This is a genomic window from Saccharothrix deserti (genome assembly GCF_009769385.1).
GTDB lineage: Bacteria > Actinomycetota > Actinomycetes > Mycobacteriales > Pseudonocardiaceae > Actinosynnema > Actinosynnema deserti.
On the sequence record NZ_ML775959.1, the window covers coordinates 409,832 to 433,443 of the forward strand.

The 23,612-nt window shown below is 71.9% G+C and carries 19 protein-coding genes; 10 read left to right on the top strand and 9 right to left on the bottom strand.

Going from position 1 to position 23,612, the window contains the following annotated elements; all coding sequences use genetic code 11:
• Nucleotides 1–20: 20 nt before the first annotated feature.
• Entirely contained in the window at nt 21–2,894 is a 2,874-nt protein-coding gene (locus FM051_RS01585) for a proprotein convertase P-domain-containing protein (protein WP_158839810.1), read from the top strand.
• 245 nt (nt 2,895–3,139) lie between these two features.
• Nucleotides 3,140–4,123 (top strand): quinone oxidoreductase family protein, encoded by a 984-nt coding sequence (locus FM051_RS01590; RefSeq protein WP_158839812.1) that lies wholly within the window; start codon nt 3,140–3,142, stop codon nt 4,121–4,123.
• A 93-nt stretch (nt 4,124–4,216) separates the two neighbouring features.
• Here FM051_RS01590 and FM051_RS01595 read toward each other — a convergent pair whose 3' ends face one another.
• From FM051_RS01595 to FM051_RS01620, 6 genes are read right to left on the bottom strand one after another with little or no spacing between them, the layout of a single operon-like run.
• Nucleotides 4,217–5,983, bottom strand: coding sequence for a condensation domain-containing protein (locus FM051_RS01595; protein ID WP_158839814.1), 1,767 nt, complete (start codon nt 5,981–5,983; stop codon nt 4,217–4,219).
• 6 nt (nt 5,984–5,989) lie between these two features.
• Nucleotides 5,990–6,946: a thioesterase domain-containing protein gene (locus FM051_RS01600; RefSeq protein WP_158839816.1), complete on the bottom strand. Its 957-nt coding sequence runs from the start codon at nt 6,944–6,946 to the stop codon at nt 5,990–5,992.
• Nucleotides 6,943–8,415 (bottom strand): AMP-binding protein, encoded by a 1,473-nt coding sequence (locus FM051_RS01605; protein ID WP_158839818.1) that lies wholly within the window; start codon nt 8,413–8,415, stop codon nt 6,943–6,945. Before FM051_RS01605 ends, FM051_RS01600 begins: the two co-directional genes overlap by 4 nt.
• A 2-nt stretch (nt 8,416–8,417) precedes the next feature.
• Nucleotides 8,418–8,927 carry a phosphopantetheine-binding protein gene (locus tag FM051_RS01610; protein ID WP_158839820.1) on the bottom strand — a complete coding sequence of 170 codons (510 nt, stop codon included), beginning with the start codon at nt 8,925–8,927 and terminating at the stop codon, nt 8,418–8,420.
• Nucleotides 8,921–9,697 (bottom strand): hypothetical protein, encoded by a 777-nt coding sequence (locus FM051_RS01615; protein WP_158839822.1) that lies wholly within the window; start codon nt 9,695–9,697, stop codon nt 8,921–8,923. Before FM051_RS01615 ends, FM051_RS01610 begins: the two co-directional genes overlap by 7 nt.
• A complete protein-coding gene (locus tag FM051_RS01620) occupies nt 9,688–11,136 on the bottom strand; it encodes an AMP-binding protein (protein ID WP_158839824.1) in 1,449 nt (482 codons plus the stop codon). Before FM051_RS01620 ends, FM051_RS01615 begins: the two co-directional genes overlap by 10 nt.
• Before the next feature lie 127 nt (nt 11,137–11,263).
• Between FM051_RS01620 and FM051_RS01625 the strand changes: the two genes are divergently transcribed.
• From FM051_RS01625 to FM051_RS01635, 3 genes are read left to right on the top strand one after another with little or no spacing between them, the layout of a single operon-like run.
• Nucleotides 11,264–11,524 (top strand): acyl carrier protein, encoded by a 261-nt coding sequence (locus tag FM051_RS01625; RefSeq protein ID WP_158839826.1) that lies wholly within the window; start codon nt 11,264–11,266, stop codon nt 11,522–11,524.
• On the top strand, nt 11,521–12,756 hold the full coding sequence (locus tag FM051_RS01630) for a beta-ketoacyl-[acyl-carrier-protein] synthase family protein (RefSeq protein ID WP_158839828.1): 1,236 nt from the start codon (nt 11,521–11,523) through the stop codon (nt 12,754–12,756). Before FM051_RS01625 ends, FM051_RS01630 begins: the two co-directional genes overlap by 4 nt.
• Complete coding sequence (locus FM051_RS01635) at nt 12,749–14,167, top strand: condensation domain-containing protein (protein WP_158839830.1); 1,419 nt, start codon at nt 12,749–12,751, stop codon at nt 14,165–14,167. The genes FM051_RS01630 and FM051_RS01635 overlap by 8 nt, the downstream gene beginning before the upstream one ends.
• A gap of 69 nt (nt 14,168–14,236) precedes the next feature.
• Here the strand turns inward: FM051_RS01635 and FM051_RS01640 are convergent, their stop codons facing one another.
• Genes FM051_RS01640 through FM051_RS01650 form a run of 3 tightly spaced genes read right to left on the bottom strand, consistent with a single transcriptional unit; the run spans nt 14,237 to nt 16,273 of the window.
• The gene (locus FM051_RS01640; RefSeq protein ID WP_158839832.1) at nt 14,237–15,028 is read right to left on the bottom strand and encodes a 2-hydroxy-acid oxidase; all 792 of its coding nucleotides are present in this window, start codon (nt 15,026–15,028) and stop codon (nt 14,237–14,239) included.
• Between the two features lie 6 nt (nt 15,029–15,034).
• Entirely contained in the window at nt 15,035–15,316 is a 282-nt protein-coding gene (locus FM051_RS01645; RefSeq protein ID WP_158839834.1) for a phosphopantetheine-binding protein, read from the bottom strand.
• A gap of 27 nt (nt 15,317–15,343) precedes the next feature.
• Nucleotides 15,344–16,273 carry a 3-oxoacyl-[acyl-carrier-protein] synthase III C-terminal domain-containing protein gene (locus tag FM051_RS01650; protein WP_158839836.1) on the bottom strand — a complete coding sequence of 310 codons (930 nt, stop codon included), beginning with the start codon at nt 16,271–16,273 and terminating at the stop codon, nt 15,344–15,346.
• Nucleotides 16,274–16,330: 57 nt separating this feature from the next.
• Here FM051_RS01650 and FM051_RS01655 point away from each other — a divergent pair, with 57 nt between their 5' ends.
• The 5 genes from FM051_RS01655 to FM051_RS01675 all read left to right on the top strand — a co-directional run bounded on the left by FM051_RS01655 (nt 16,331) and on the right by FM051_RS01675 (nt 23,612).
• Nucleotides 16,331–17,476, top strand: coding sequence for a glycosyltransferase (locus FM051_RS01655; RefSeq protein ID WP_158839838.1), 1,146 nt, complete (start codon nt 16,331–16,333; stop codon nt 17,474–17,476).
• Between the two features lie 26 nt (nt 17,477–17,502).
• The gene (locus FM051_RS01660) at nt 17,503–18,387 is read left to right on the top strand and encodes an alpha/beta fold hydrolase (protein ID WP_158839840.1); all 885 of its coding nucleotides are present in this window, start codon (nt 17,503–17,505) and stop codon (nt 18,385–18,387) included.
• Between the two features lie 144 nt (nt 18,388–18,531).
• A complete protein-coding gene (locus FM051_RS01665; protein ID WP_158839842.1) occupies nt 18,532–18,729 on the top strand; it encodes a hypothetical protein in 198 nt (65 codons plus the stop codon).
• Nucleotides 18,726–20,372 carry a class I adenylate-forming enzyme family protein gene (locus FM051_RS01670; RefSeq protein WP_158839844.1) on the top strand — a complete coding sequence of 549 codons (1,647 nt, stop codon included), beginning with the start codon at nt 18,726–18,728 and terminating at the stop codon, nt 20,370–20,372. The genes FM051_RS01665 and FM051_RS01670 overlap by 4 nt, the downstream gene beginning before the upstream one ends.
• A gap of 3 nt (nt 20,373–20,375) precedes the next feature.
• Nucleotides 20,376–23,612, top strand: a complete 3,237-nt coding sequence (locus FM051_RS01675; RefSeq protein ID WP_158839846.1) for a non-ribosomal peptide synthetase — start codon at nt 20,376–20,378, stop codon at nt 23,610–23,612.

Here is a 23,612-nt window from a genome sequence, read left to right on the forward strand (position 1 = left end):
GTCCCGAGGAGGGATCGCGGATGCGCTCCGCCCGAAGAACCCGCCCGCGCACACCCGTCGCGGTCGCGACCGCGCTCGCCCTGGTGGCGACCGCGGTCGTCGCCACGCCCGTACAGGCCGACCCGCCGAAGAAGCCCGGGTGGTCGTCGACCACCCGCACCAAGTCCGTGCCCGGCACCCCGGCCACCGCGCGACCGCGTCCGGCCGACCCGCCCGCCGAGCACGCCCTGACCGCCGCGCCTGCCGTCGCCTGGCCCAAGGCCACGACGGCGGACGTCGCGGTCACCGCCGCGGCGGCGCGCGTCGCCGACACCCCGGTGTCGGTCAAGGCGGCCGGCGGACCGGACCGCGTGCGCGTGGAGGTGCTGGACCGGGCCGCGGCGGACAAAGCCGGCGTCAACGGCGTGCTGTTCCGGGTCGGCCGCGCCGACGCCGCGCAGCCTGCCGGACCGGTGACCGTGGAGGTCGACTACTCCGGCTTCCGGCACGCCTTCGGCGGCGACTACGCCACCCGGCTGTCCCTGGTGCGGCTGCCCGCCTGCGCGTCCTTCGCGCCGCAGCGGGCCGACTGCGCCCGGGGCACGCCGCTGCCCGCGCACAACGACGTCAAAGCCGGCAGGCTGCGCGGCGAGGTCACCGTCTCCGGCAAACCCCGCGCGGGCGACCCGGAGAACGGCCGCGCCGCCCTCGAACCCGACGCGCTGTACGCGGTGACGGCCGCGCCGTCCGGCAGCGCGGGCACCTTCAAGCCCACCTCCCTGGCGCCGTCGGCGATGTGGCAGGTCGGCCTGCAGTCGGGCGACTTCGCCTGGTCCTACCCGCTGGAGCTGCCCCCGGTGCCCGGTCCGGAGCCGGAGTTGGCGCTGTCGTACTCCTCGGGCGCGATCGACGGCCGCACGGCGTCGACCAACAACCAGTCATCGTGGATCGGCGACGGCTTCGACTTCCAGCCCGGCTTCATCGAGCGCCAGTACACCTCCTGCACCGCCGATGGCGGCAGCACCGGCGACCTGTGCTACGCCTCGGCCAACGCGGTGGTCGCGCTGCCGGGCGTCGCCGGGGAACTGGTGTGGGACGCGACGAAGGAGGTCTGGCGCGCGGAGGAGGACGACGGCTGGCGGGTCGAGCAGCTGTTCGGCGCGGCCAACGGCGACAACGACGGCGAGCACTGGCGGCTGACCTCCCCGGACGGCACGCAGTACTTCTTCGGCCGCAGCGCGGAGGCCCGCTCGGCGTGGACGGTCCCGGTGTACGGCAACCAGGCCGGGGAACCGTGCCACGCGGCGACTTTCGCCACGTCGTGGTGCCGGCAGTCCTACCGGTGGATGCTCGACCACGTCGTCGACCGGCACGGTGACGCCGTCGCGTACTTCTACGACACCGAGACCAACCACTACGGCCGCGACAACACCGCCTCCCTGGCCACGCCGTACGTGCGCGCCGGGCACCTGGTCCGCATCGACTACGGCCTGCGTGAAGGCCAGGAGCCCGCCGCCCGTGTCGTGTTCACCCCGGCCGACCGCTGCGTCCCCGGCTCGGCGTGCACCCGGTCGCAGCCCGCGGACTGGCCGGACGTGCCGTGGGACCAGCAGTGCGACGGCGGCACGTGCACCGGCAAGCACTCACCGGTGTTCTTCGGCTCCAAGCGGCTGGCCGCGATCACCGCGCAGGTGCGGACCGGCGGCGAGCTGGTGGACGTGGACTCGTGGCGGCTGAGCCACCTGTTCCCGTCCACCGAGGACCACACCAGCCCCGGCCTGTGGCTGGAGTCGATCGTCCACACCGGGCACATCGGCGGCACGGCCACCCTGCCCGAGGTGAACTTCGACGGCGTGCTGCTGGACAACCGGGTCGCCGCCAACGGCGTGTGGACCCTGCGGTTCCGGCACACCAGCACCAGCGGCGCGCCGACGGTCACCGCGTGGAGCCTGTCGTCGTCGATCAACCTCCAGGCGTCCACCACCGCGCCGGACACCAAGTTCGCCAATCCCGCCGACCTCACGATCGACGGCTACTACACCTTCGGCTCGGCGCGGGCGTGCGGCGTGCCCGGCACGGGCGCGAACGACGTGCGGGTCGCCGTCGACATCCGGCACCCCAACCGGGGCGACCTGAAGCTGGAGTTGGAGGCCCCGGAGGGCGCGGCGCGGTACCTGCTGGAGGACGTGCCGGACAGCGACACCGGCGACGACCTGTTCAAGACCTACTCGGTGCCCGGCGTCGCGCAGATCGCCAACGGCGACTGGGAGCTCGTCGTCCGCGACACCAGAACGGGCAACACCGGCACGATCGACGGCTGGAGCCTGCACTTCGGCGGGCTCCAGGCCGTCGCGCCCGGCACCCGGTTCGAGAACGCCGCGGACGTGCCGATCACCGACAACGGCACGGTCGAGTCGACGGTGTCGATCACCGGCGTGACCGGCGCCGCGCCGGCGGGACTGCGCGTGGGCGTGGTGATCCGGCACCCGCGGCGCGGCGACCTCACCCTGCACCTGGTGGCGCCGGACGGGACGGCGTACCCGTTGGAGGACCTGACCGGCAGCGGTGACGGCGACGACGTGGTCACCGAGTACGGCGTCAACGCCGACGGCGAGACGGCCAACGGCACTTGGCGGCTGCGCGTGGCCGACACGGCGCTCGGCGACACGGGGGTGGTGGACGTCAAGCACCCCAACCGGGGCGACCTCGTGCTGACCCTCGTCGCGCCCGACGGCACCGCCTACCCGGTCGCGGACCTGCCGGACACCGACACCGCCGACGACCTGGCCGCCACCTATTGGGTCGACGCCTCCGGCGAGGCCGCGAACGGCGGGTGGGCGCTCCAGGTCCGTGACCTGGCGCCCGGCGGCACCGGCCTCATCGACGCGTGGAGCCTCCAGTTCGGGAGCGACTAGGCATGTGTCGAAAGTGGGTTCTGGTCGACCAGCTCCAGGCCCGGCTCGGTGAACGCCCGGACGACTTGCTCGACCGACGGCCTGCCATGGCGTGCCCCGGGGGCGACCGCGGAATTGGCGAAGCTGCGCGTGCTCATGGCGGGCGAGCTGGAGGCGGCCGACCGGGTCGCGGTGCCGGGCCGCGGCCTCGACGTCGATCTTCTCGCGTAGCCTTTTGGCAAGATCGGCAACCGGAGGAACGACCGATGCGGGCATGGGGGTTCAAGGCCAACGGCGGGCCGGAGGTCTTCGAGTGGATCGAACGGCCGACACCGCAGCCGGGCCCGGGTCAGGTGCTCATCGAGGTCGGGCACGCGGGCCTCAACTTCGCCGAGGTCCAGCACCGGCGCGGTGAGTTCGGTGCTCCGGACGGCGCCGACGGCTACGACGTGCCGGGTCTGGAGGTCGCGGGGACGATCGCGGCCGTCGGTGACGGCGTGGGCGGACTCGCCGTGGGCGACGCCGTGGCCGCCTACCTCCCCAGCTTCGGTGGCTACGCCGAGCACGTCCTCGCGGAGGCCGCGTTCACCCGCCGCACCGACGGCCTGCCCTCTGCCGTCGCGGCGGGAGTGCCGTGCGTGTACCCGACCGCGTACGGCGTGCTGTTCGACGCGGCACGCCTGACAGCAGGCGAAACCGTGCTGATCCACGCGGCCACCGGCGGTGTCGGCTCGGCGGCGGCGCGGGTCGCGCGCCTGGCCGGTGCCGCCGCGGTCTTCGGCACGGTCGGGTCACCGGGCAAGCAGGCCCTCGCCGCGGAACTCGGCTACGACGCGCTGTTCCGGCGCGAGGACTTCGGTGACGTGCTGCTCGACGCCACGTCCGGCCGCGGCGTCGACATCGTGCTGGACCCGGTCGGCGGCCGGGTGCGACGTCAGAGCCTGGACGTGCTCGCCCCCTTCGGCCGCGTCGTCGTCTACGGGGATCTCGCCCGCGACCCGGACTGGACCGTCGACGCGTGGGACCTGTGGAAGCACAACAAGTCGCTGGCCGGGTACAGCATCCGCGACCTGTCGCGGCGGGACCCGGCTCGCCTGGGCGACTACCTGGCCCGCGCTCTGGCCGAACTCGCCTCGGGCGAGCTGCGCCACGAACGACCCACCGTCGCCCCTGTCGCCGATGTCCGCGATGTGCACCGACGTTTCGAAGGCGGCGACACCAGCGGCAAGACGGTGTTCAGTTTCGCCTAGGTCGCCCGGCGACGCCGCCCGACCACGGACGCAAGGGCTTCGAGTGCGAATGCCGGTCGGTGACCCGGTGGGCGGGACGTCGGCTGGTAGGCATCAGGCAGGGGTACGGCCGGTGCCGGAGCTGAGGGGTGGGGGCCAGGTGGTGAGGTCCGTCGGGTCGGGTGGGGCGGTCGCGCAGATGACGTAGTGGCGGGGGGTGAGGGCCGTGGGGTGGTTGGCGAGGGCGGCCATGCAGCGGGCGTGGGCTTGCTCGGGGGTGTGGACGGAACTGGTGGCGACCAGGTAGGCCACCAGGGCGCGGCCGTCGGCCGAGGGGAAGATTCGGGCTACCGCAGGCGCGAGGGCCTCGTCGAGGAGGTGTTGCACCTCGGTGAGGTCGACCCAGCAGGAGTCGACCAGCACCGAGTCCGGGGTGCGGGCGATGGGCTCCAGACCGACGAGTTCGCGGATCCGTCCGGCGTCGAGATCACTGTGGGCGGCACCTACGAGCAGGCGCTCGACGGCCAGGAGCAACGACTCCATCTCGGCGCGGGGCACCAGGCCGGTATCGGCGCTCCACAGGTCGAGCAGGACGCGGTCGTCGACCTGGTTGAGGCCGAACCGCACCGGCGTCCCGTTGCGGTGCACCGGGCGCCACCGCAACTCGGTCCGCCGCAGCTCGGCGCTGATCTGCTCCGGCCGGTAGCTGACGCCGGCGTTGAACCCGGACCAGGACTCGGGGACGAGGCTGTTGAACAAGGGGGCGTAGAGGAAGCGGAGACCTCGTTCGTACTCGATCCGGTCGCCCATCCCGGCCCGCTCGGCCCCGTCGTACCTGGCGTGTCTGCTCGCCTCCAGGACCGAGGTCCAGGTGTGCTTGACCAGCGCGTCGAAGCTCCGGTCGCCGACCTCGACGGTGACCAGGCTGCCTTGGGCCAGGGTGCCGACGTAGTTCGTCAGGCGGCGTTCGAAGCGGTTGGCCGACAGCAGGGGGAACACCAGTTCCCGGTAGCCCGTGCGCTGGGCGAGCACAGCGCAGATGGCGGCGAGGACGATGCTGGACCGGCTGGACCGGATGCGCGCCGCCACCCGCCGCACCGCCATCGCGGCGGCCACGGACGACAGCTCCACCGCCAGCGACTCGCCGGAGGCCTGGACATTCGGCAGGGCGTACAGGCAGCGGGGTATCCGTTGCGATTGCTCCCGCAGGTAGGCGAGCGCCGACTCGGCTCGGCGCCGCTCGGCGGGCGTCGCCTCCAGTTCCGCCTGGTCCAGCGGCTGGTGACGCGGTTCCCCCACCTGCCGCAGGGCGGGGTTCCCGACCATCTCGGCGAACTCGCGCTTGACGACCTCGATCGCGCCGAGGTCGACGGCCATGTGCGAGAGCCCGGCGGCGCAGGCGACGACCCGCCCGTTCTCGCCGGTGGCCACCGCGATCCGCATCGCGGTGGCCACCGTGCCGCGCCGTTCGCGCAGCCACGCGACGAGCGCCGCGGCCACCGCCGGGCGGTCGCGCGGTCCCCAGCGGCCCTCACCGAGCGAGCAGACGTCGAGCATGAGCACGCCGGTCGCCGCGACCTCCTGATGCGGGTGCTCGCCGCCGACGTAGGTGGTCCGCAGGCCTTCGTGCCTGGTGACCAGCACGGCGGTCGTCTCGGCCACGTCGTCGACGGACACACCGTCGGGCACCGGGAGTTCGACGCAGAGGATCGCGTTGAAGTGGTCGGGGGTGAGGCTCAGCCACCGCAGGGTGTTGAGCTGGCCGAGGGTGAGCGGTCCCTCGCCCGCCCGCCGGCCGGTGAAGGCGACCGGGACCGACTCCACCGGGGTCAGCCGGATCCGTCGTCGGCGGTGCTGACCGGTGTCGAAGGAGGTGGTCATCGCCGGTCAGCCGATCAATTCGTGCAGCGCGCCGGCCAGGTGCCGGCTGTCCGTGGTGTGCTCGTGCACCCTCTGGACCGCCGTCACCGGCCAGTCGGCGGTCGGTGACCGGTCGCCTGAAGGGCCGCGGAAGACGTCGAGCGGGCCGGAGTACGGCTGCGGGCTCCAGTCGCGGACGGCGTCCTGGTTGGCCTGCCACACGCGCAGCGAGCGCGCGACGAACTCGGGAGTCGCGTCCTGCGGTACGACGCCGCGTGCCTTCCACCTGTCCAGAACCCCGGTCAGGTCCTCGTCCCGGGGCGACTCGTCGAACCAGGACTCGGTGACGGCGTCCAGCAGTCCGACGTCGATCACGGCCAGGAGTCGCACCTCGGCGCCGGTGTGGGCGAGTTGGGTGGCCATCTCGTAGGCGATCGCCGCGCCGGTGGAGCAACCGCCGAGGAGATACGGGCCCGCGGGCCGCACCGCTCGGACGGCATCGACGTAGGCGCGGGCCATGGCCGGCACCGTGCGGACGGGGTCCGCATCGGAGTAGAGCCCGGTCGCCTGCAGGCCGAACAGGGTGAACTCCTCGCCCAGCGCCTGGGCGAGGTGGCAGTACGCGCCGACCTGCCCGGTGGCCGGGTGGACCAGGAACAGCGGGGGACGGGTTCCGTCGCCGCGCTGGATCGGGACGAGGGGGTCGGACAGGCGCTCGTTCTGGTCGCGCAGACGGGTGGCGAGGCTTTCCACGGTCGGGTGCTCCGTCATCACGTTCAAGGGGAGCTGGACACCGAACTCTTCGAGCACGGCGTTGATGAGCCTGGCCGCGTCCAGGGAGTTGCCGCCCACCTGGAAGAAGTTCTCCCGGATCCCGACAGCGAATCCGATGACCTCCTGCCACTGCCGGGCCAGCCACAGCTCCACCGGGTCCCGGGGGTGTTGGTAGCCGGTGTCGGTCACATCGTCGACGGTCGGGTTCATTGCGTGGGTGCACCGCCCTCGTGGCTGGGAGCGAGTCGCCAGCGTTGGATCTTCCCGGCCGCGGACCGGGGGAGCCGGTCGACGAACGTGAAGTGCTTCGGGATCTTGTAACCGGCCAGCCGCCGCCCGCAGTGCGCGGCGAGGTCGGCCTTGCGGACGCTCGCCTCGGGGTGCAGCACCACCTGCACGCCGACCACCGACCCGAGCGTCCGGTGTGGGACGGCGAGGGCGACGGCGTCGACGACCGCGGGGTGGTCCAGGAGCGCGGCCTCGACCTCGTTCGGGTCGACCTTCTCCCCACCCACGTTGATGGTGTCGTGATGGCGTGGGTCGAGGTACAGGTAGCCGTCCCGGTCGAGCCGGCCGCGGTCGCCCACCGTGGCGAACCCGTCCGGGGTGGAGCGGACCACCTGGTCGTTGACGTAGTCGGATCGGTCGACCCGCTGTGGGGTCCGCATGAACACGGTGCCCGCCGTGCCCGGCGCGACCTGCTCGCCGGTGTCGTCCAGGACGCGGACCTGGGTGAGGAAGCCGCGCCCGACCGTGCCCGGACGGGCCAGCCACTCGTCCCCGCGCACCAGCGTCACGCCGATTCCCTCGGTCGCCCCGTACAACTCGAAGACCCGTTCCGGACCGAGCAGGTCGATCCACCCGCGTTTGGTGTCCGCGTCGCAGCGCGCTGCGGTGTGCAGCACCGCCCGCAGGCTGCCGAAGCTCGACGGTCCCGGGTGCGCGAGCATCAGGATCTCGCGCATGTGCGTCGGGGTCAGCTGCATCCACTCGACGGCGTACCGCTCCACGAGGTCCACCGTCCACTGCGGTGAGAACTGCGGCTGGAGGACGACGGTGTTCATGTCCAGCAGGGCGTCCACGAACACCGTGAACGGGGCGGCGTGGTACAGCGGCCCGACGATGAGCTGCCGCTGGCCCGTTCGCCAGCCGGTCTGCCTGATGACGAGTGACGGTGTGCGGGCGGGGTCGTAGCGCAGCGGCCCCGGTTTCGCGGAGATCTTCGGGATGCCCGTGCTCGCACCGGTGGCCAGCAGGTACGCCACGGCGCTCGCGCCGGTCGGACGCACGGGCGCGGCGCGGGGGTCCGCCGGTCGCGGCTGGTGCCGGGCGTCCATCAGGTGGACGTGCTCGAATCGTCGACCCAGCAGTCGCAGCAGGACGTCCCGCTCGGCCTGCGGGGTGGCCGGGTTCAGCGGGAAGACAGGTACCTCGGCCGCGAGGGCCGCCGCGATGCCGGTGGCCGCGGACAGGGTGTTGCCGGCCTCCACGACGACGCACGACCGGGTGTCCGGGTCGAGCGCCGCGCGCAAAGCGCCCACCGCGGCCCCGACCAGATCCGCGAGTTCCCGCCAGGACAGGGTGTGCTCGACCAGGTCCGCGTCGAAGCCGACGAGGGCCGTCCGCTCGGGTGCGGCGCGGGCGATGTCGGTGATCCGCTGGTGAACGGAGAGGGTCATCGCTACCGGAGGATCTCTGCCAGCCGCCGGACACTGGACGCGCTCATGAACTCGTACACGTCGAGCGGCCGGTCGAACTCCGTCTCGATGGCGGCGATGATGCCGAGCGCCGACAGCGAGTCGCCGCCCAGTTCCAGGAAGTCGTCGTTCGCGCCGACGGACCGCACGTCCATCTGCGCCGACCAGATCTCCGCCACCCTGCGCTCGACGTCGTCGCGCGGATCCTCGAACAGCGTGCACCGGCCGTCGGCGACGGCCGACGCGAGGTGCTCGACATCCACCGCGCCGCCCGCCATCGGGATGCGCTCCACGACCAGCACGCCGGTCAGCCCGCTGTCTTCGCCCAGCCGCTGCCGCACGTGGTTGCGCAGCATCGGTCCGCTCAGGTACTCGCTCAGCTCGACGACCGCGATGGTGACGTCCCGCCCGTCGTGGGGCACGACGGCGACCTCGGTCTTGCTGACACCGGGATGTGCCGACAACACGTCGGATATCTCGGCCAGGCTCACCATGGGTGCTCTCCCATCAGCAGTTCGGCGACGAGTTCGTGCACCTCGGCGTCGCGCAGCATGTCGGCGTGGCCGACGTCCAGCGCGACGTTCCTGGCGCCGTCCACGGGTGGCTCGTGGTCCTTTGAGGACAGGAACAGTGGCGTTCCGGTGCGCGTGTCGAACCTGCCCTCGCCGGCCAGGAGCAGGTAATCCACGTACCCGGTGAAACCCCTGGTGAGTTCCTGCCGGAAGAACTCGTTCAGGGACAGCCTGCCGGTGACCGCGCCCATCAGGCTGTCGTACCGGTCGGTCAGGGCGGCGGCGATGCGCGGCAGGTCGTCCGGGTGCGCCTCGACCATTTCCTCCGACAGCGCGCGAGCGCCGTCCAGCTCGTCGGCGGTCAGGTGCTCGGCGGACGACTCCAACGCGGAGGTGAACTGGTTGGCCAGCGAGCCGGCGGTCGTCGCCACGGCGTCGAAGAGCAGGGTCACGGGCTGTGGTCCCGACTTGGCGACCGCGTCGGCGACGCAGGTGGCCAGCGCGGCTCCGGCGCAGTACCCCAGCACCGCGCGCACCGGACGACCGGTCGCCAGCGCCTCCGCCACCCACCGGTCGACGCACGCGTCCAGCGAGCCGGAACCCGCCTGTCCGAGGTGGAGGAAGCACGCGTCCACCGGCACCCCGGCCGCCAGGTCCGCGAAGCCCGCCGCGGCCCGTCCTCCCGGGAAGTCGAGGCACAGGACGAGATCAGGTCCCCGGTCGGACAGTTGCCTCCAGTGAGTCAGTTCCACTGCCCGACCTCCCGCGTGTCCACGACTGCCGCCAACGTCCGGTAGTCGACCTTCCCGCCGGGTGTCCGGGGTAGGTGGTCGACGGGCCGGAGGACGACGTGTCGGCTCGGCACCCCGAGTGCCTCGGCCAGTTGCCGGCGCTGTTGTTCGTGAACGGCCGCGTCCCCTGCGCCGAACAGGTACACGACGTCATCGTCACCGCAGATCACCGCGGAGGGGTGATCCGGCCGTTCGACCATGCGCTCCAGGTCGTCGAGACTCGTGCGGACGCCCAGCACCTTGACGATGCGCTTGGTGCGGCCGGTCAGGTACAGGTAACCGTCGCGCAGGTACCCGAGGTCACCCGTGTCGAGGAGGTCCACCTCCGCGCCGCGGCGGAGGTCCGCGCGACCGGTCGCGTAGCCGAGCATGACGCCGGGGCCGCGGTAGTGGACCGCGCCCTCGCCGGGCGCGGCCCGGTCGTGTGGTCGGACCGGCCCGATCGTGATGGTGCCGCCCGGTACCGCCACCCCGACCGACCCGAGGCGACCCGGCAGGTCGGCCGGGTCGAGGCAGGAGATTCGCGAGACGGCCTCGGTTTGGCCGTACATCGCGAAGAACCGGCCCCGCCTGTGCTCCATCATCCGCGCGAGCCGCATCGTCAGTTCGTCGCCGAGGCGTGCGCCCGACTGGGTCATGGTGCGGATCTCCGTACGGCCCAACAGGTTCACGTGTGCTGGGCCGAACGCCGCGTAGGTCGTCGGCACGGCGCTGAACGACGTGGCGCCCGCCCTGGTCAGGTGGTCCCACATCGCCAGCGACAGCGGCGACCGGTCGCTGAGCACGATGCTCGCGCCTGCCAGCAGGTGGGTGTTCAACACCGACAACCCGTAGGCGTGGGTGATCGGCAGCGTGGTCGGCGCGCGCTCGGCGGACGTGATGCCCAGTGCGCGGATGACGGCGGCGGTGTTGTCGGCCAGCCCGTCGTACGACAGCCGCACCGCTTTGGGACTGCCCGTCGTTCCCGAGGTGGCGAGCAGCAGGGCCGTGTGCGCGAAGATGTCGTCGGCCGGTCCGGCCGCACGGCGGCGGAACACTTGCGTGCCGCCGATCGAGTGCTCGCCCGGACGGTAACCGAGGTCCGCCAGACCCTCTCCGGCACCGGGAGCCGGCACCACGAACTCGGGCTGGTACGCCGAGAGGACCTCCGCGGTGGCAGGCAGGAACGCGACGGTGTGGCCGAGCCGCAGTGCGGCCAGGTAGACGAGCAGAGTGGGGAGATCGCGGTCTCCCGCGCACAGCACCAGCGCCTTGCCGTCGTGGCGCAGCGACCGTTCGGCCCCACCGACCAGTCCGGTCAGATCCGCGTAGGTCAGCGTCCGGGCGCCGGCGAGGTGGACGGCCGGGGATCGCGGCGGTGCCTCTTCGTGCGTCACGAGATCGAGCATCGCCAGTGCCATGGGCACAGTCTGCGGGCTGACCCGAACCGCGGTCCATAGCCCGTGTGCGGACGAAGCGCCGTGCTTGACGGCTCCGACCCCGGTGGTGCAGATTTCGTTGACCTCCCGGGGAAGGGAAGCGTGCGCAATGACTTCTGAGATCCGCCAGTTCCTTTTCGAGTCGTTGACGGTCATGAAGTACAGCACCGCCGACATCGACGACGACACGGTGCTGGGCCCGGCCGGAGCCGACCTGGAGTCGCTCGCCCTCGCCGAACTCTCCATGAGGGTGGAGGACCAGTTCGGTGTCCGGTTCGACGAGGACGAGGCCGAGAGGTTCGCCGCCATGACGGTCGGCGAGTTCTGTGCCGAGGTGGCGCTTCGGGTGCAGACCACCTCGGCCACGTGAGCAGAAACGTTGCCGTGACCGGGATCGGGCTGGTCAGCCCGGTCGGCACGGCGGTGGAAGAGGTGTTCGACGCGGTCTGCGCCGGACGGTCCGGGGTGGTGCGTCCGCCGGAAGGGCATGCGCTGCACGGAGTCGTCGAGGTGGCCGCGTTCGCCCCGGCCATCGACGCGGAGAGCGTGCTCCCGGCGAAGGACGCGCGGGTCGTGGACCGTTCGATCGTGATGGCCCTACGGGCTGCCGAAGATGCTTTGGCGGACGCCGGGATCGAGGTCGGCCGGGATGTCGACCCGTTCCGCGTCGCGGTCGTCCTCTCCGGGGTCGGTGGCCTGGAAACCCTTGCGGACCAAGCGGTCGAGCGGTCGAAGCGCGGTCGCCTGGGCGTCAGCCCGTTCATGCTGCCCGGCGTGCTGCCGAACATGGCGGCGGCGCGGATCGCCATCAAGTCCGGCATTCGGGGGTACACGTCCTCGGTCGGCACGGCGTGCGCGGCCGGTGGGCAGTCGATCGGCGAGGCGATGCGCATCCTGCGGTCGGGCGAAGCGGACGTGGTGGTGTGCGGGTGCACCGAGGCGCCGCTGTTCCCGACGTTCGCCGACGCGTTCGGCAACGCGCTCGCGCTCGCCAGGGGTTGGCCCGACCCGACCACCGCGAGTCGCCCTTTCGACCGGCGCCGCAACGGTTTCGTGCTCGGCGAGGGCGCCGGTGTGCTCGTGGTCGAACGGCCCGAGTTCGCGCGGGCGCGCGGTGCGGCGGTCCACGCCGACGTGCTCGGGTGGGGTGCGACGAGCGACGCGTACCACCCGGCCACACCCCGGCCGGACGGCTCCAGCGCGGCCGAGAGCATGCGGATAGCCCTGCGGGACGCGGGACTGTCCACTGGTGACATCGGCTACCTCAACGCGCACGGCACCGCCACGAAGGCCGGTGACGCCGCCGAGACGATGGCGATCAGGAACGTGTACGGCGACGACATGCCACCCGTGAGTTCGACCAAGGGGGTCACCGGGCACATGCTCGGCGCCTCCGGTGTGGTCGAGGCGGCGATCGGCATCGCGGCCATGCGCAACGGATTGCTCCCGCCGACCCACAACCTGGACGACCCGGACCCGGCCTGCGACCTCAACCACATCCGGGGCAAGCCGTTGCCCGTGGACGTGGACGCGGTCATGTCCAACTCGTTCGGCTTCGGCGGCCACAACGTGAGCGTCATCTTCGGGAGCGTCGATGGATGAGCGGATCGTCTCCGACCGGATCGTGTCCGACCGGATCACGGTGCCGTTCTCCGGGCCCGGCGCGGGGACCGCACCGCTGACCTGGGGGCAGAAGGCCATCATCCAGGACATGCGGACGAGCGACTGGACGTACAACATCAGCGGGGCGCACCCCTTGCCGGAGGGCCTCACCGTCGAGGACATCGCCGCACGTCTGAGCCGGCTCATGGGCAAGCACCCGGCGCTGCGGACGCGGTTGGGCACGGACGCCGAGGGCAGGCCGTGCCAGGTGGTGTCCGCGTCCGGGGAGATCGACCTGGAGGTCGTGACCTTCGCCGACGAGCTGGAACGCGACGCTGCGGTCAACTACGCCAACAAACTGTGGCTCGACTGGATGGCGACCCCGATCGCCCGGCACTCCCCGTGGTCGCTGCGGATGGCGGTGATGCGGCACCGGGGGGCCGCGGTGTCCCTGGTGCTCACCATCGGCCACCTGGTCGCCGACGGCGTGGGCGCGTTGCTGCTCATGACCGACCTCGGGATCGGTGAGCTGGCCGGCCGCGCGGTTGACCCGGACGCGCTGTGCCTCGCCGATCTGGCCCGGCGTGAGCAGACGCCGGAGGTGCGGCGCGTCAGCGACCGCGCCATGCGCTACTGGGAGGGGCAGTTGCGGCCCCTTCCGCCGCTGACCTTCGGTGCGCCGAAGTCTCCGGACTACCGGCCGGGCGAGCGGTGTCGGAACGTGCGGTTCCACTCGCCGGCGGCGTACCTGGCCGTGCTCGCGATCGCCCAGCGGACCCGCACGGACACCTCACGGGTGCTGCTCGCCGTGATCGCCATCGCGATCGGTCGGACGACCGGCGTCAACCCGCTCACCACGCACGTCGTCGCGAGCAACCGGTTCCGGCCGGCGCTCGCCGACGTCATCGGCTCGGTGGTCCAGAACTCCGTGCTCACCCTCGATCTCGACGGCAACGTGGGCGACGTGGTCGCACGGGCACGCCAGGCGACCACGCTCGCCTGGATGCAGGCGTACTACGACCCGGATCAGCTGGCGGAGCTGACCGCGCGCCTCGACGCCGAACGCGGCCACCCGGCCAGGATCACCTGCCGGATCAGTGATCGGCGGTTCAGCACCAGGGTGGAGGCCGAGGCGATGGCGCGCAGTGCCTCCGTGACCGCGGAAGCGATCCGGGCCCAGCTGCCGGAGACGTTCCTCAAGTGGCACAAGTACGTGTACCGCTGGACCGACCAGGTGTTCATCAACATCGAGGACCGCCCGAAGACCGTCTACCTCCAGATGGTCTTCGACACCGAAGTGTTCACCACGCAGCAGGTGGAAGCGATGTTGCGCGCGGTGGAGGAGGTGGCCATCGAGGCCGCGTTCGACCCGGACGCGTTGACCCGGGTGGCTCCGGACCGGATGCCCTAGCGACGTCGGAATCGCCGATCCTCACGGCCCCGCAAGCGGATCGCGGATGTCCGTTCGTCGTGCGGTCGTCTACTGGTCGCGCACCTCGACGACGGCAAAGCAGAGGTACCGCAGTTCGCGGTCGTAGTCGCCGATCACCACCGGACCTCCGGAACCGGCGAGCGCTTCGGCCAGGTGCCACCACACCCCCGTGGTCGGCTGTCCGACCGGCGCACGCGTGTGGTCGGGAGGCCCCGGCCACACCGCGGCGAGCGAGTCGCTCAGCACGACACGCGCGCCGGGGTGGCCGGCCGACAGTTCGGCCACCCCGAGGGAAGCGAGCCCCGCAACGGCCTCCGGGGCCACGTCGGGGTACTGGCGGAGGTCGGTCACCCGGGTACCCGGGTGACCGCTGTACAGCATGGCGACGCCACGGTGTTCCAGCGGTGGTGCCGTCGTCGAGTCGTAGGGCAGCGACGCCTGCTCGACGACGATCAGCAGGGCCCGCCGCGCGCCGTAGTCACGGATGACGCGCAAGCCGGTGAACGGCGCGGCGCTGCCCTGGTCGCAGACGGCGAACGACAGCGGCGTGCCGGGGCAGAGGTGGCTGAGGTAGGTCGCGGTGGCCCGGCCCGGCCACATGTCGTGGATCGAGAACGCCAGCACGAGCAGGTCGACCGGCTCCGCCGCGGGCACGACCGCCGCGACCAGGGCCTTGGCCATCTCGCCGTAGGAGTGGCCGGACAACTCGGTGTCCAGCTCGGCGCCGAAGGGACGCGTCATGTCCGCGAAGTAGGCGGCGACATCGGCGCGGTGGTCGTCGTCGTCGAGGATTCCCGCGGCGCCGGTGAAAGTCCTGCGCTCGGCGCGGATGAGGCGCATCCCGGCTTACCAGGGTCGGCTGTGGCCGGCGATGAACGTGGCCAGTTCGCCGACAGTGCGCAACTCGTCGGGGCGCATCTTCTCGACGTCGATCTGGATTCCGACCTGCTCTTCCACCTCCAGCAGCAACTCCAGCCCCAGCGACGAGCTGACACCGAGTTCGTCGGCCATGTTCATGTCCTCGCTGATCGGCTCGTCGCGGTCGACCAGCCGCTTGAGCACGGCCGACATGGCTTGGACCACGCGTTGCCGTAATTCGACGTCGATCTGCGCATCGGGTGCGGTCATGTCGGCCTCCTGTTCAGGACAAGGGGATCAGTGCTCGAACACCATCGCGGCGAACGTCGCCCCGGCACCGGCGCCGACGGTCGCGACGAGGTAGCGGTCGCCCTCGCTCAGCAGGCCGAGTTCCCGCGCGGTCTGGTAGTTGGCGAACGCATCGGTGCAGAAAAGGTGCCCGTTGGCGGGCACGTTCGACAGCAGCACGCGCCGCACCGGGAAGTCGATCAGCAGGCACAAGCGCTGCCACGTCACGACGTTCACGTTGTGCGGCAGGACCAGGCGGATGTCGTCGAGCGCCAGACCGGCGTCGCCGACCGCTCGGTGGATCACCTCGGCCAGCGACGAGCGGTACTCGCGCTGGAACTTCTCGGCGCGTTCGCCGAACTCGGTGTCGAACTCGCCGCGCTGGGAGCACGCGTAGGAGAGTAGCCGGTCGCGGGACCCGTTGGCGCTCACCAAACACGCGGACGCACCCTCACCGAAGATCGAGGTTCCCGGCAGCAGTCGGGCGTCGCGGGTGAACGCCTTCTCGCCCGTCAGCACCAACGCGAGTGCGTCGTCGGCCGGATCTCCGGCGAGCAGCCTGCCGGCCAGGTCGATCGCGAGTAGTCCACTTGCGCAACTTTGTTGCGTGACGGTGAATGTGAGGGCGTGTTCGAGGCCGAGCTCCCGGCAGACGTCGTGCAGGGGGTTGTGCGGGTACGGGACCACGACCGGCATACCGCGGCCGTGGATGACGTACCGGACCCGGTGTTCTCGGCCGCGCAGCGCGGTGAGCCCGTCGGCCGCGGCGTGCAGGAGGTCGGCCAGGGACCGGTCGGGGTCGAACCGGATCTGGTCGAGCCCGTGGAACCGTCGGAAGAGCCTGACTTGGATGTCGGTCAGTTCGAGCGGGTCGGCCAGGTCCTCGATGGGAACGCGGAACGCCGGTGTGTACACCGACACCGCGTCGAGAGCGGTCACACTTCGGGATCCCACCACGTCGTTCCGGTGACCGTCAATGTGTGCCACGATGTTGTGGTGTCGCGGTTTCTGCTCGTCGTACTGCCGCTGCAAGGTCACCTCTACCCCATGCTCGCGATCGGGCAGGAACTCGTCCGCGCGGGACACGAAGTCGTCTGGTGCGGTCCCGAGAACGTGCTGCGCCCACTGGTCGGTCCGGACGCGACGGTGCACGCCACGGGCGCACGCGCCTACCGCCGTTACGACGAGATGGGCATGGCCGGGCTGCGGGCGCTCTGGGACGGGTACCTGATCCCGTTCACGCGCTTCACCCTCGGCCCCGTCGACGCGGCGGTGGTCGAACACGAGCCGGACGTCGTGGTGACCGAGCAGTACGCGCTGGCCGGCGGACTGGTGGCACACCGCCGCGGCGTGCCGTGGGCGACCCTGTGCACCGGGACGCTCGAACTGACCCCGCCGGCGGACCTCCCGGAGTTCGAGGACTTCGTGGCCGACCGGGTTTCGCAAGTGGTGGCGATGGCCGGCCTGCCTGCGGGTGAACCCGTCGACCCCAGGTTCTCGCCGCACCTGGTGATCGCCTTGATGACCAGGGGACTCGTCGGCGACGTCGAGCTGCCGGACCGCTGCGTGCTCACCGGCGCGGCACTGGGCGTCAGGCCGAACGCTCCCGAATTCCCCTGGCACGCTTGGGATCCCGACCGCCGCCACGTGCTGGTGACGGTCGGCACCCTCGTCGGGCACATGATCGGGGACTTCTACGAGCGGGCGGCGGCGGTGCTCGCGCCCATGGCGGACGAGGTGCAGGCGGTGTTCGTCACTTCGGGGGTCGCCGCGGAGTCGTTCCCCGACAACGCGATCGCCGCCGAGCTGGTGCCCATGCTCGACCTGATGCCCAAACTGGACGCGTTGGTGTGCCACGCCGGTGGCGCTGTCAACGAGGCTCTTGCCTTCGGGGTTCCGATGGTCGTGGCGCCGGTCAGGTCCGAGCAGGTGGCCTTGGCGCGGCAGGTCGACCGGTCGGGCGCCGGTATCGAGGTCTCCATACTCGATGCCACGGTGGCCGAACTGGACGCCGCGGTGCGGGCGGTCCTGGACGAGCCGGGCTACCGGCGCAACGCCCGGCGGATCGCCGCGGAGTTCGCCGCCGCCGGGGGAGCGGCCGCCGCCGCCGCGCACCTGGCCGAACTGGCATCCGGCGGGTAACCGCCCCGAGTCGCGAGGATGGGTGGGTGGACGGGTCCAGAGTGAACGCGTTGCCGGCGGCCGAGGAGTTCGCGTGGGCCAGGCAGCGGCGTGCCGACATCCGGGCGACGGGCGGGATCCTCGACCTGGTGCTGCCGTTGCGGGAGGGCGGTGAGGGGCCCGCCTTGTTCTGCGCGCCGCCGCTGGTCGGTGCGAGCTGGTGCTACCTCGCGCTGCTGCCGCACCTCGGCCCCCGGCACCCGGTGTACGGCCTGCAGTCGCGAGGGCTGCGCAGGCCGGAGCCGCTGCCGGTCGACATGGCCGAGCTGGCACGGGACTTCGCCGACCAGATCAGGATCACGCAGCCGCACGGCCCGTACCACTTGTTCGGCTGGTCCCTCGGCGGCAACACGGCCCACGCGATCGCCGAGGAGCTGGAGCGGCGCGGCCACGAAGTCGGTCTGCTCGCCATCGGCGACGCGATGCCGGATCAGCCGCGCAGCATCAGCGTGGCGGACGACAACGTCTGGTTGCTCTGCGACTTCGTGCTCCGCGAGTTCGGCTACCAGCCGGTGATCGAGCCGGACGAGCCGGATCCCGTTGGCCGGATGCTCGAGCTGATCAGGGCGCGGCCGGGGCTGGGGCTGCACGAGTGGCCGGACCGGCAGTTGCTCGCCCTGCCGAGGGTGATCAGGAACAACATCGCGGTGGCACAAGGCCATCGCCCCGGCCGGGTCCACTGCCCCGTGCTGTTCTTCGCCGCGACCCGGAGCCCGCAGACCACCGAGTCGAAGCTGGCGTCCTGGGACGAGCACGTCAGCACGGCGATCGACGTCGTCACGGTGGACTGCAAGCACGAGCACATGTTGCTGCCGGAACCCGTCGCGCGGATCGGCGCCGGGATCACCGCCCGCCTCGCCGAGCTCTCCTGAGTGTCCGGTGGCGTCCCGGCGGACGGCGGACACGTCCGAAAGCGCGATTGCCACAGTGGATCCGCCAACTTAGTCTCGGTTGATGAGTCCACGACCGCTGTTGCCGGTTCACGAGACCGGCAGCCGCCGTCGCCGCTCGCGGGCGTGCCCACCTCGTTCACGCCCGCACCGCCGCTGACGCGGAACCTGGCTCGACGGAACCCGCTCACTCGGGCGACCAGTGGCGTGCGCGCCCTGATCGCCCGCCGCTCCACCGACAACGCCACCCGGCAGGGCGCGCCGATCGTGGTCGCGGTGGGTGTCGGGTGGTCCATCCATCTCTTCAACCGGGAGGTCCCATGAGTCGGGCGAACCTGCGCACCGCGCTGGCGCAGGACATGCGGGTCGGTGCGGGCAACGTGCTGTTCATGCTGGCGGAGCACGGCGCGGACCCGGACGCCCCCCGGGTGACCTTCGACGTGGACGTGGACGGCATACCCGCGTGGACACCGCTTTCCCTGCGCGACCTGACCGAGCGGGTCGCGGCACGGGCGGACTGGTTCGCGCGCAAGGGGATCGGGCGACGTGACCCGGTCGCCCTCTTCGTGACCACGGCGGCCGACGTGTTCCTCAACTTCTTCGCGTTGAACCACCTGGGCGCGATCCCGGCGCTGATGAACGGGAACATGCCGATCGAGATCGCCGCGGAGTTCGTCCGCCGGCTGCGCGGTGTGGGCGTGGTGATCGACGCCGACCACGCGGCACTGCGGGAACACGAACTCGGCGTGCCGATCCTCGGTGACGCGGCGGAGACCGGCACCGGCGATCCCAGCCAGGCGCCGCCGCACTACCGCCACCACGCGGACGACCCCGTGGCGATCACGCACTCCTCCGGCACTACCCGGATGCCCACCGCGGTCGTGCACTCGCACCACAGCCTGTTCGCCGCCGTGCGCGCGGTGCGGCTCACCGAAGCCCGGCCACACGGGCACGTGCGTGAGATGTCCGTGCTGCCCGCCGCGCACGCCGCCGGCGTCATCGTGGTGAACCAGGCGTTGTGCAACGGCTACGAGATCCTGTGCCTGTCCGCGCAGGGCGGCCCGTTCGAGCACAGCGGCGAGGTGGTCCTGGACGCCATCGAGCGGTGGCGGCCGACCGGCGTGTTCGGCTTCGCGGTGACCTGGGCCGAACTCGCCCGGTTCGACCTGTCCACACGCGACCTGAGTTCCGTGCGCAACTGGTCCAGCACCGGGGACTGCGCGCACGAGGCGCACATCCGGCGCCTGGTGGCGGTCGGCAGCCACCCGACCTGGACCCGGGACGGCGTGGTCGACGTGCCGGGCTCGAAGTTCATCGACACGCTCGGTTCGACCGAGATGGGCCACAGCGCGTTCTCCATCAGCCACCGGCTCGGCAGCGACCGCTACGACCGTTGCGTCGGCAAGCCGTACCCGTTCGCCGAGGTGGCGCTGCTGGACGTGACGACAGGCGAGGAGGTGCCGGTCGGTCAGGTCGGGCAGTGCGGGCTCAAGTCGCCGACGCTCGCGCCCGGCTATTGGAACGACTCGACCGCGACGTACCGCAACCGCCTGAACGGTTACTACCTGACCGGCGACCTGATGTACCGGGACGAGGACGGCTACTACTACCACCTCGACCGGGCCAACGACGCGGTCGACCTCGGCGACGGCAACTGGCTCTACACCGCGCTGTCCGAGGAGCGCATCCTCGCCCGGTGCCCGGACGTCCGCGACTGCACGGTCCTCGCGACCAGGCAGGAGGACGGGCCTCCGGTCACCGATGTGCTGCTGGTCCTCCACGAGGGCGCCGACCCCGAACTCGACCGCGGCGAGGTGGTCCGCGCCGCGCTCGGCGAGGCGGTGGCGCGCACCCTGCGGCGGATCGACGTCGTTCCCGACGACCTCATGACGGTCGGACCGACCGGGAAGGTGCGCAAGTTCCTGATGCGTCAGCGGGTTCTGGTGGAATTACCCCACGGGAGGTAGCTCGTGCGGTATCCGGTGTCGTTCGCACAGCGGCGGCTGTGGGCGCTCGACCGGCTCGTGCCGGGCGATCCCGCGTCGCACCTGTCCCACGCGACCTGGCTGGACGGTCCGGTCGATCCCGTTGCCCTGCAACGGGCGATGGACGCAGTGGTCGCCCTGCACGCGACGCTCCGGACCAGCGTCGTGACCGTCGACGGCGTGCCCGAACAGGTCGTCGACGACACGGGCGGCGTGCTGGTCGACCACGTCGTCCTCCCCCGTGGTCCGGAGGACGTCGAACGGGCTGAGTCGATCGCCGCCGAGCTGGCCGTGCGCCCGTTCGACCTGGAACGCGGGCCCCTGCTGCGGGCCGCGCTGGTCGAGGCGGGCACCGACCGGTGGCTGTTCGTGCTGGTGGCGCACCGGATCGTCGTCGACGACACCGCGTTGACGATCCTGCTCGACGACCTGTCCACGGTGTACCGAGATGGCACGGCCGCGCTGTCGCAACCCTGGATGGACTACGGGGACTACGCCGTGTGGCAACGGGAACGGCTGCGCGGTGAGGAGCTGGCGCGTCAGCTGGACCACTGGCGCGAGGTGCTGCGCGACGTGCCCGAGAAGCTCGCCCTGCCGACCGACGCGCACCGGCCGACGCGGTCGTCGCGTGGTGCGCGGGCGACGGCGGCGATCGACACGACCTCCACACGGCGCCTCGCCGACGTGGCGCAGGGACTCGGCGCCACCCTGTCCGCGGTGTTCCTCACCGGGTACGCGGTGGTGCTGTCGCGGTACGCCCGGCAGGCCGACCTGGTGATCGGCCTCCCGGTGAGCGGCCGCATCCGGGCGGAGCTGGAACCGATCGCGGGTCCGTTCGCCGACACGGTTCCCGTTCGGGTGTCCCTGGCCGGCGCCCCCACCTTCGCCGAGCTGCTCGACCGGGTGCGGGACGCGACGGCGGAAGCCCTGTCGCACGACGAGCTCCCGCTCGACAAGCTCACCGAGGAGCTGGGGATCGACTTCTCCGGCCACGCGGTGCGGTTCGCGTCCCAGCCGCCCGCGGCGCCGGTGCCGGACTTTCCCGGTGTGGCCGTGCGGAGCCGGGTCGTGTTCACCCCGACCGCCGAAGTCGACCTCGACCTGACCGCGAGCGATGACGGCGCCGTGACGCTCGGGTACCGCGCCGACCTCTTCGGCGCACCCTTCGCCGACCGGTTCCTGCGTTCGGTGGTGACCGTGCTGGAGCACGCCGGACAGGCGCCGCACACCCCCGTGGCCGACCTGCCACTGCTGCCGGCGGAGGAGATCGTGGTCCCGACGAGTGCCCGGCCCGTGCCGCCGGACGAGTTCGACCTGCTGCGATTACTCAGCGAGTCGACGGCCGTGGTCACCGACGGCAGCGGCACCGTGCCGGTGTCGGTGGTGTGCGACCGGGCCGCCCGGCTCGCCCGGACGATCAGCGAACGAGGAATCGGCCAGGACACGCGGACAGGGGTGTGCCTGGATCGCGGCGTCGGTCTGCTGACCGCGCTGCTCGGGGTGTGGTGGGCGGGCAGCGCGATCGTGCCGCTGGAACCCGACCTGCCGCTGTCGCGGTTGGGGATCATGGCCCGCGACGCGGCCCTGGCGCTCGTGGTGTCCGACGACGACCACGCCGGCTTGGCCCGCTCGGTGGCGGGCGACGTCCCGGTGATCACCCTGGGCGAGGCCGCCACCGAACCGCTGGACCGCGTTCCGGCGCTCGCGGACGCCCTGGCGTACACCGTCTTCACGTCCGGCCCGGCCGACGGGCCAACAGGTGTCGACATCACCCACGGCGCGTTGGCGAACCTGCTCGCCGTGCTCCGCCGCGATCTCGGGTTGGGCGCGGACGACCGCTTCGCGGCGGTCACCACCACCTCGTCCGACGTCGCCCTGCTCGAACTGCTTTTGCCGCTGGTGTGCGGCGCGGATCTCGTGATCGCGGCCGCGGCCGACACCAGGGAGGCCGGCCCGTTGCGATCGCTGGTCGAGCGGAGCGCCGTGACCGCCGTGCACGCGACGCCGCACACCTGGCGGCTGCTCCTGTCCGGCGGATCCGTGCCCGCGAGCCTGCGGCTGCGCCTGTGCGGCGGCGACCTGCCCAGGGATCTCGCCAACTCGCTCACCGCCCCGGACGCGGTGCTGTGGCGCCTCTACGGCCACGCCGAGACGGCGGTGTGGTCGGCGGTCGGTGAAGTGGTCGCGGGGGAGGGGCCGGTGGTGATCGGGCCGGCGGTCGGCCACACCCGCGTGCACGTCCTGGACGAGCGGCTGGCCAAGGTGCCGGTCGGGGTGGTCGGCGAGATCCACATCGCCGGCGTGGGCGTGGCGCGCGGCTACCCGGGCCGCCCGGAGCACACGTCGGCGGCGTTCCGCCCCGAGCCCTGGGCAACCGGGTCGGGAGCACGCATGTACGCCACCGGCGACCTCGGCCGGTGGCGCGAGGACGGTGGTCTCGAACTGGTCGGCCGGACCGACCACCGGGTCGTGGTCCGCGGCGTCCGGGTCGACTGCGGCGAGGTCGAAGCCGCGCTGCGGGCACACCACGCGGTGCGCGAGGCGGTGGTGGTCAGCACGCGCAAGGACGGCGAACCCGTCCTGGTGGCCTACGTCGTGCCCGACCCGGACGGACCCGCCGCGCGGGTCGGTACCGACCTGCTCGCGCTGATCCGGCCACACCTGCGGGCCATCCTGCCCGAGCCCGTGGTCCCCGCGCTCGTCGTCGCGCTGCCGGCGTTGCCGACGACCCGCGACGGTGGAGTGGACCGGGCCGCGCTCCCCGCCCCGGAATGGGCGACCCGGCCGAGCGTGGACCGGGTGCCGCCGCGTGACCCGGTGGAGGAGACCATGGCCCGGATCTGGGCCGAACTGCTCCGCACGACGGAACCGATCGGGGTGCACGACAACCTGTTCGGCCTCGGCGGGGGCTCGCTGACCGCGGTCCGGTTCGCCGCCCGGATCGCCGACACCTACGGCGTGAACCTGCCCATGCACCGCATCGTGGTCGCTCCCACGATCGCCGCGCTCGCCGAGATCGTGTCGGCCGACCTGGGCTCCGCCCGAGCCGATGAGAACACCCACGCCGATGAGACGGCCCACGCCGCTGAGACGACCCGCGACGTCGAAGCCGCCCGCGACGCCGAGTTGGTGGGACTGTCCGACGACGAACTCGACGATCTGCTGCGCGCGGTCCTGGCCACCCGCGACCGCCGCCGGACCGCCAAGGGGGACGCGCAGTGA

What these genes read in the sequence shown, in the direction of transcription:
- FM051_RS01585 (WP_158839810.1), top strand. Translation starts at nt 21, where the DNA reads ATGCGCTCCGCCCGAAGAACCCGCCCGCGCACACCCGTCGCGGTCGCG.
- FM051_RS01590 (WP_158839812.1), top strand. Translation starts at nt 3,140, where the DNA reads ATGCGGGCATGGGGGTTCAAGGCCAACGGCGGGCCGGAGGTCTTCGAG.
- FM051_RS01595 (WP_158839814.1), bottom strand. Translation starts at nt 5,983, where the DNA reads ATGACCACCTCCTTCGACACCGGTCAGCACCGCCGACGACGGATCCGG.
- FM051_RS01600 (WP_158839816.1), bottom strand. Translation starts at nt 6,946, where the DNA reads ATGAACCCGACCGTCGACGATGTGACCGACACCGGCTACCAACACCCC.
- FM051_RS01605 (WP_158839818.1), bottom strand. Translation starts at nt 8,415, where the DNA reads ATGACCCTCTCCGTTCACCAGCGGATCACCGACATCGCCCGCGCCGCA.
- FM051_RS01610 (WP_158839820.1), bottom strand. Translation starts at nt 8,927, where the DNA reads ATGGTGAGCCTGGCCGAGATATCCGACGTGTTGTCGGCACATCCCGGT.
- FM051_RS01620 (WP_158839824.1), bottom strand. Translation starts at nt 11,136, where the DNA reads ATGGCACTGGCGATGCTCGATCTCGTGACGCACGAAGAGGCACCGCCG.
- FM051_RS01625 (WP_158839826.1), top strand. Translation starts at nt 11,264, where the DNA reads ATGACTTCTGAGATCCGCCAGTTCCTTTTCGAGTCGTTGACGGTCATG.
- FM051_RS01635 (WP_158839830.1), top strand. Translation starts at nt 12,749, where the DNA reads ATGGATGAGCGGATCGTCTCCGACCGGATCGTGTCCGACCGGATCACG.
- FM051_RS01640 (WP_158839832.1), bottom strand. Translation starts at nt 15,028, where the DNA reads ATGCGCCTCATCCGCGCCGAGCGCAGGACTTTCACCGGCGCCGCGGGA.
- FM051_RS01645 (WP_158839834.1), bottom strand. Translation starts at nt 15,316, where the DNA reads ATGACCGCACCCGATGCGCAGATCGACGTCGAATTACGGCAACGCGTG.
- FM051_RS01670 (WP_158839844.1), top strand. Translation starts at nt 18,726, where the DNA reads ATGAGTCGGGCGAACCTGCGCACCGCGCTGGCGCAGGACATGCGGGTC.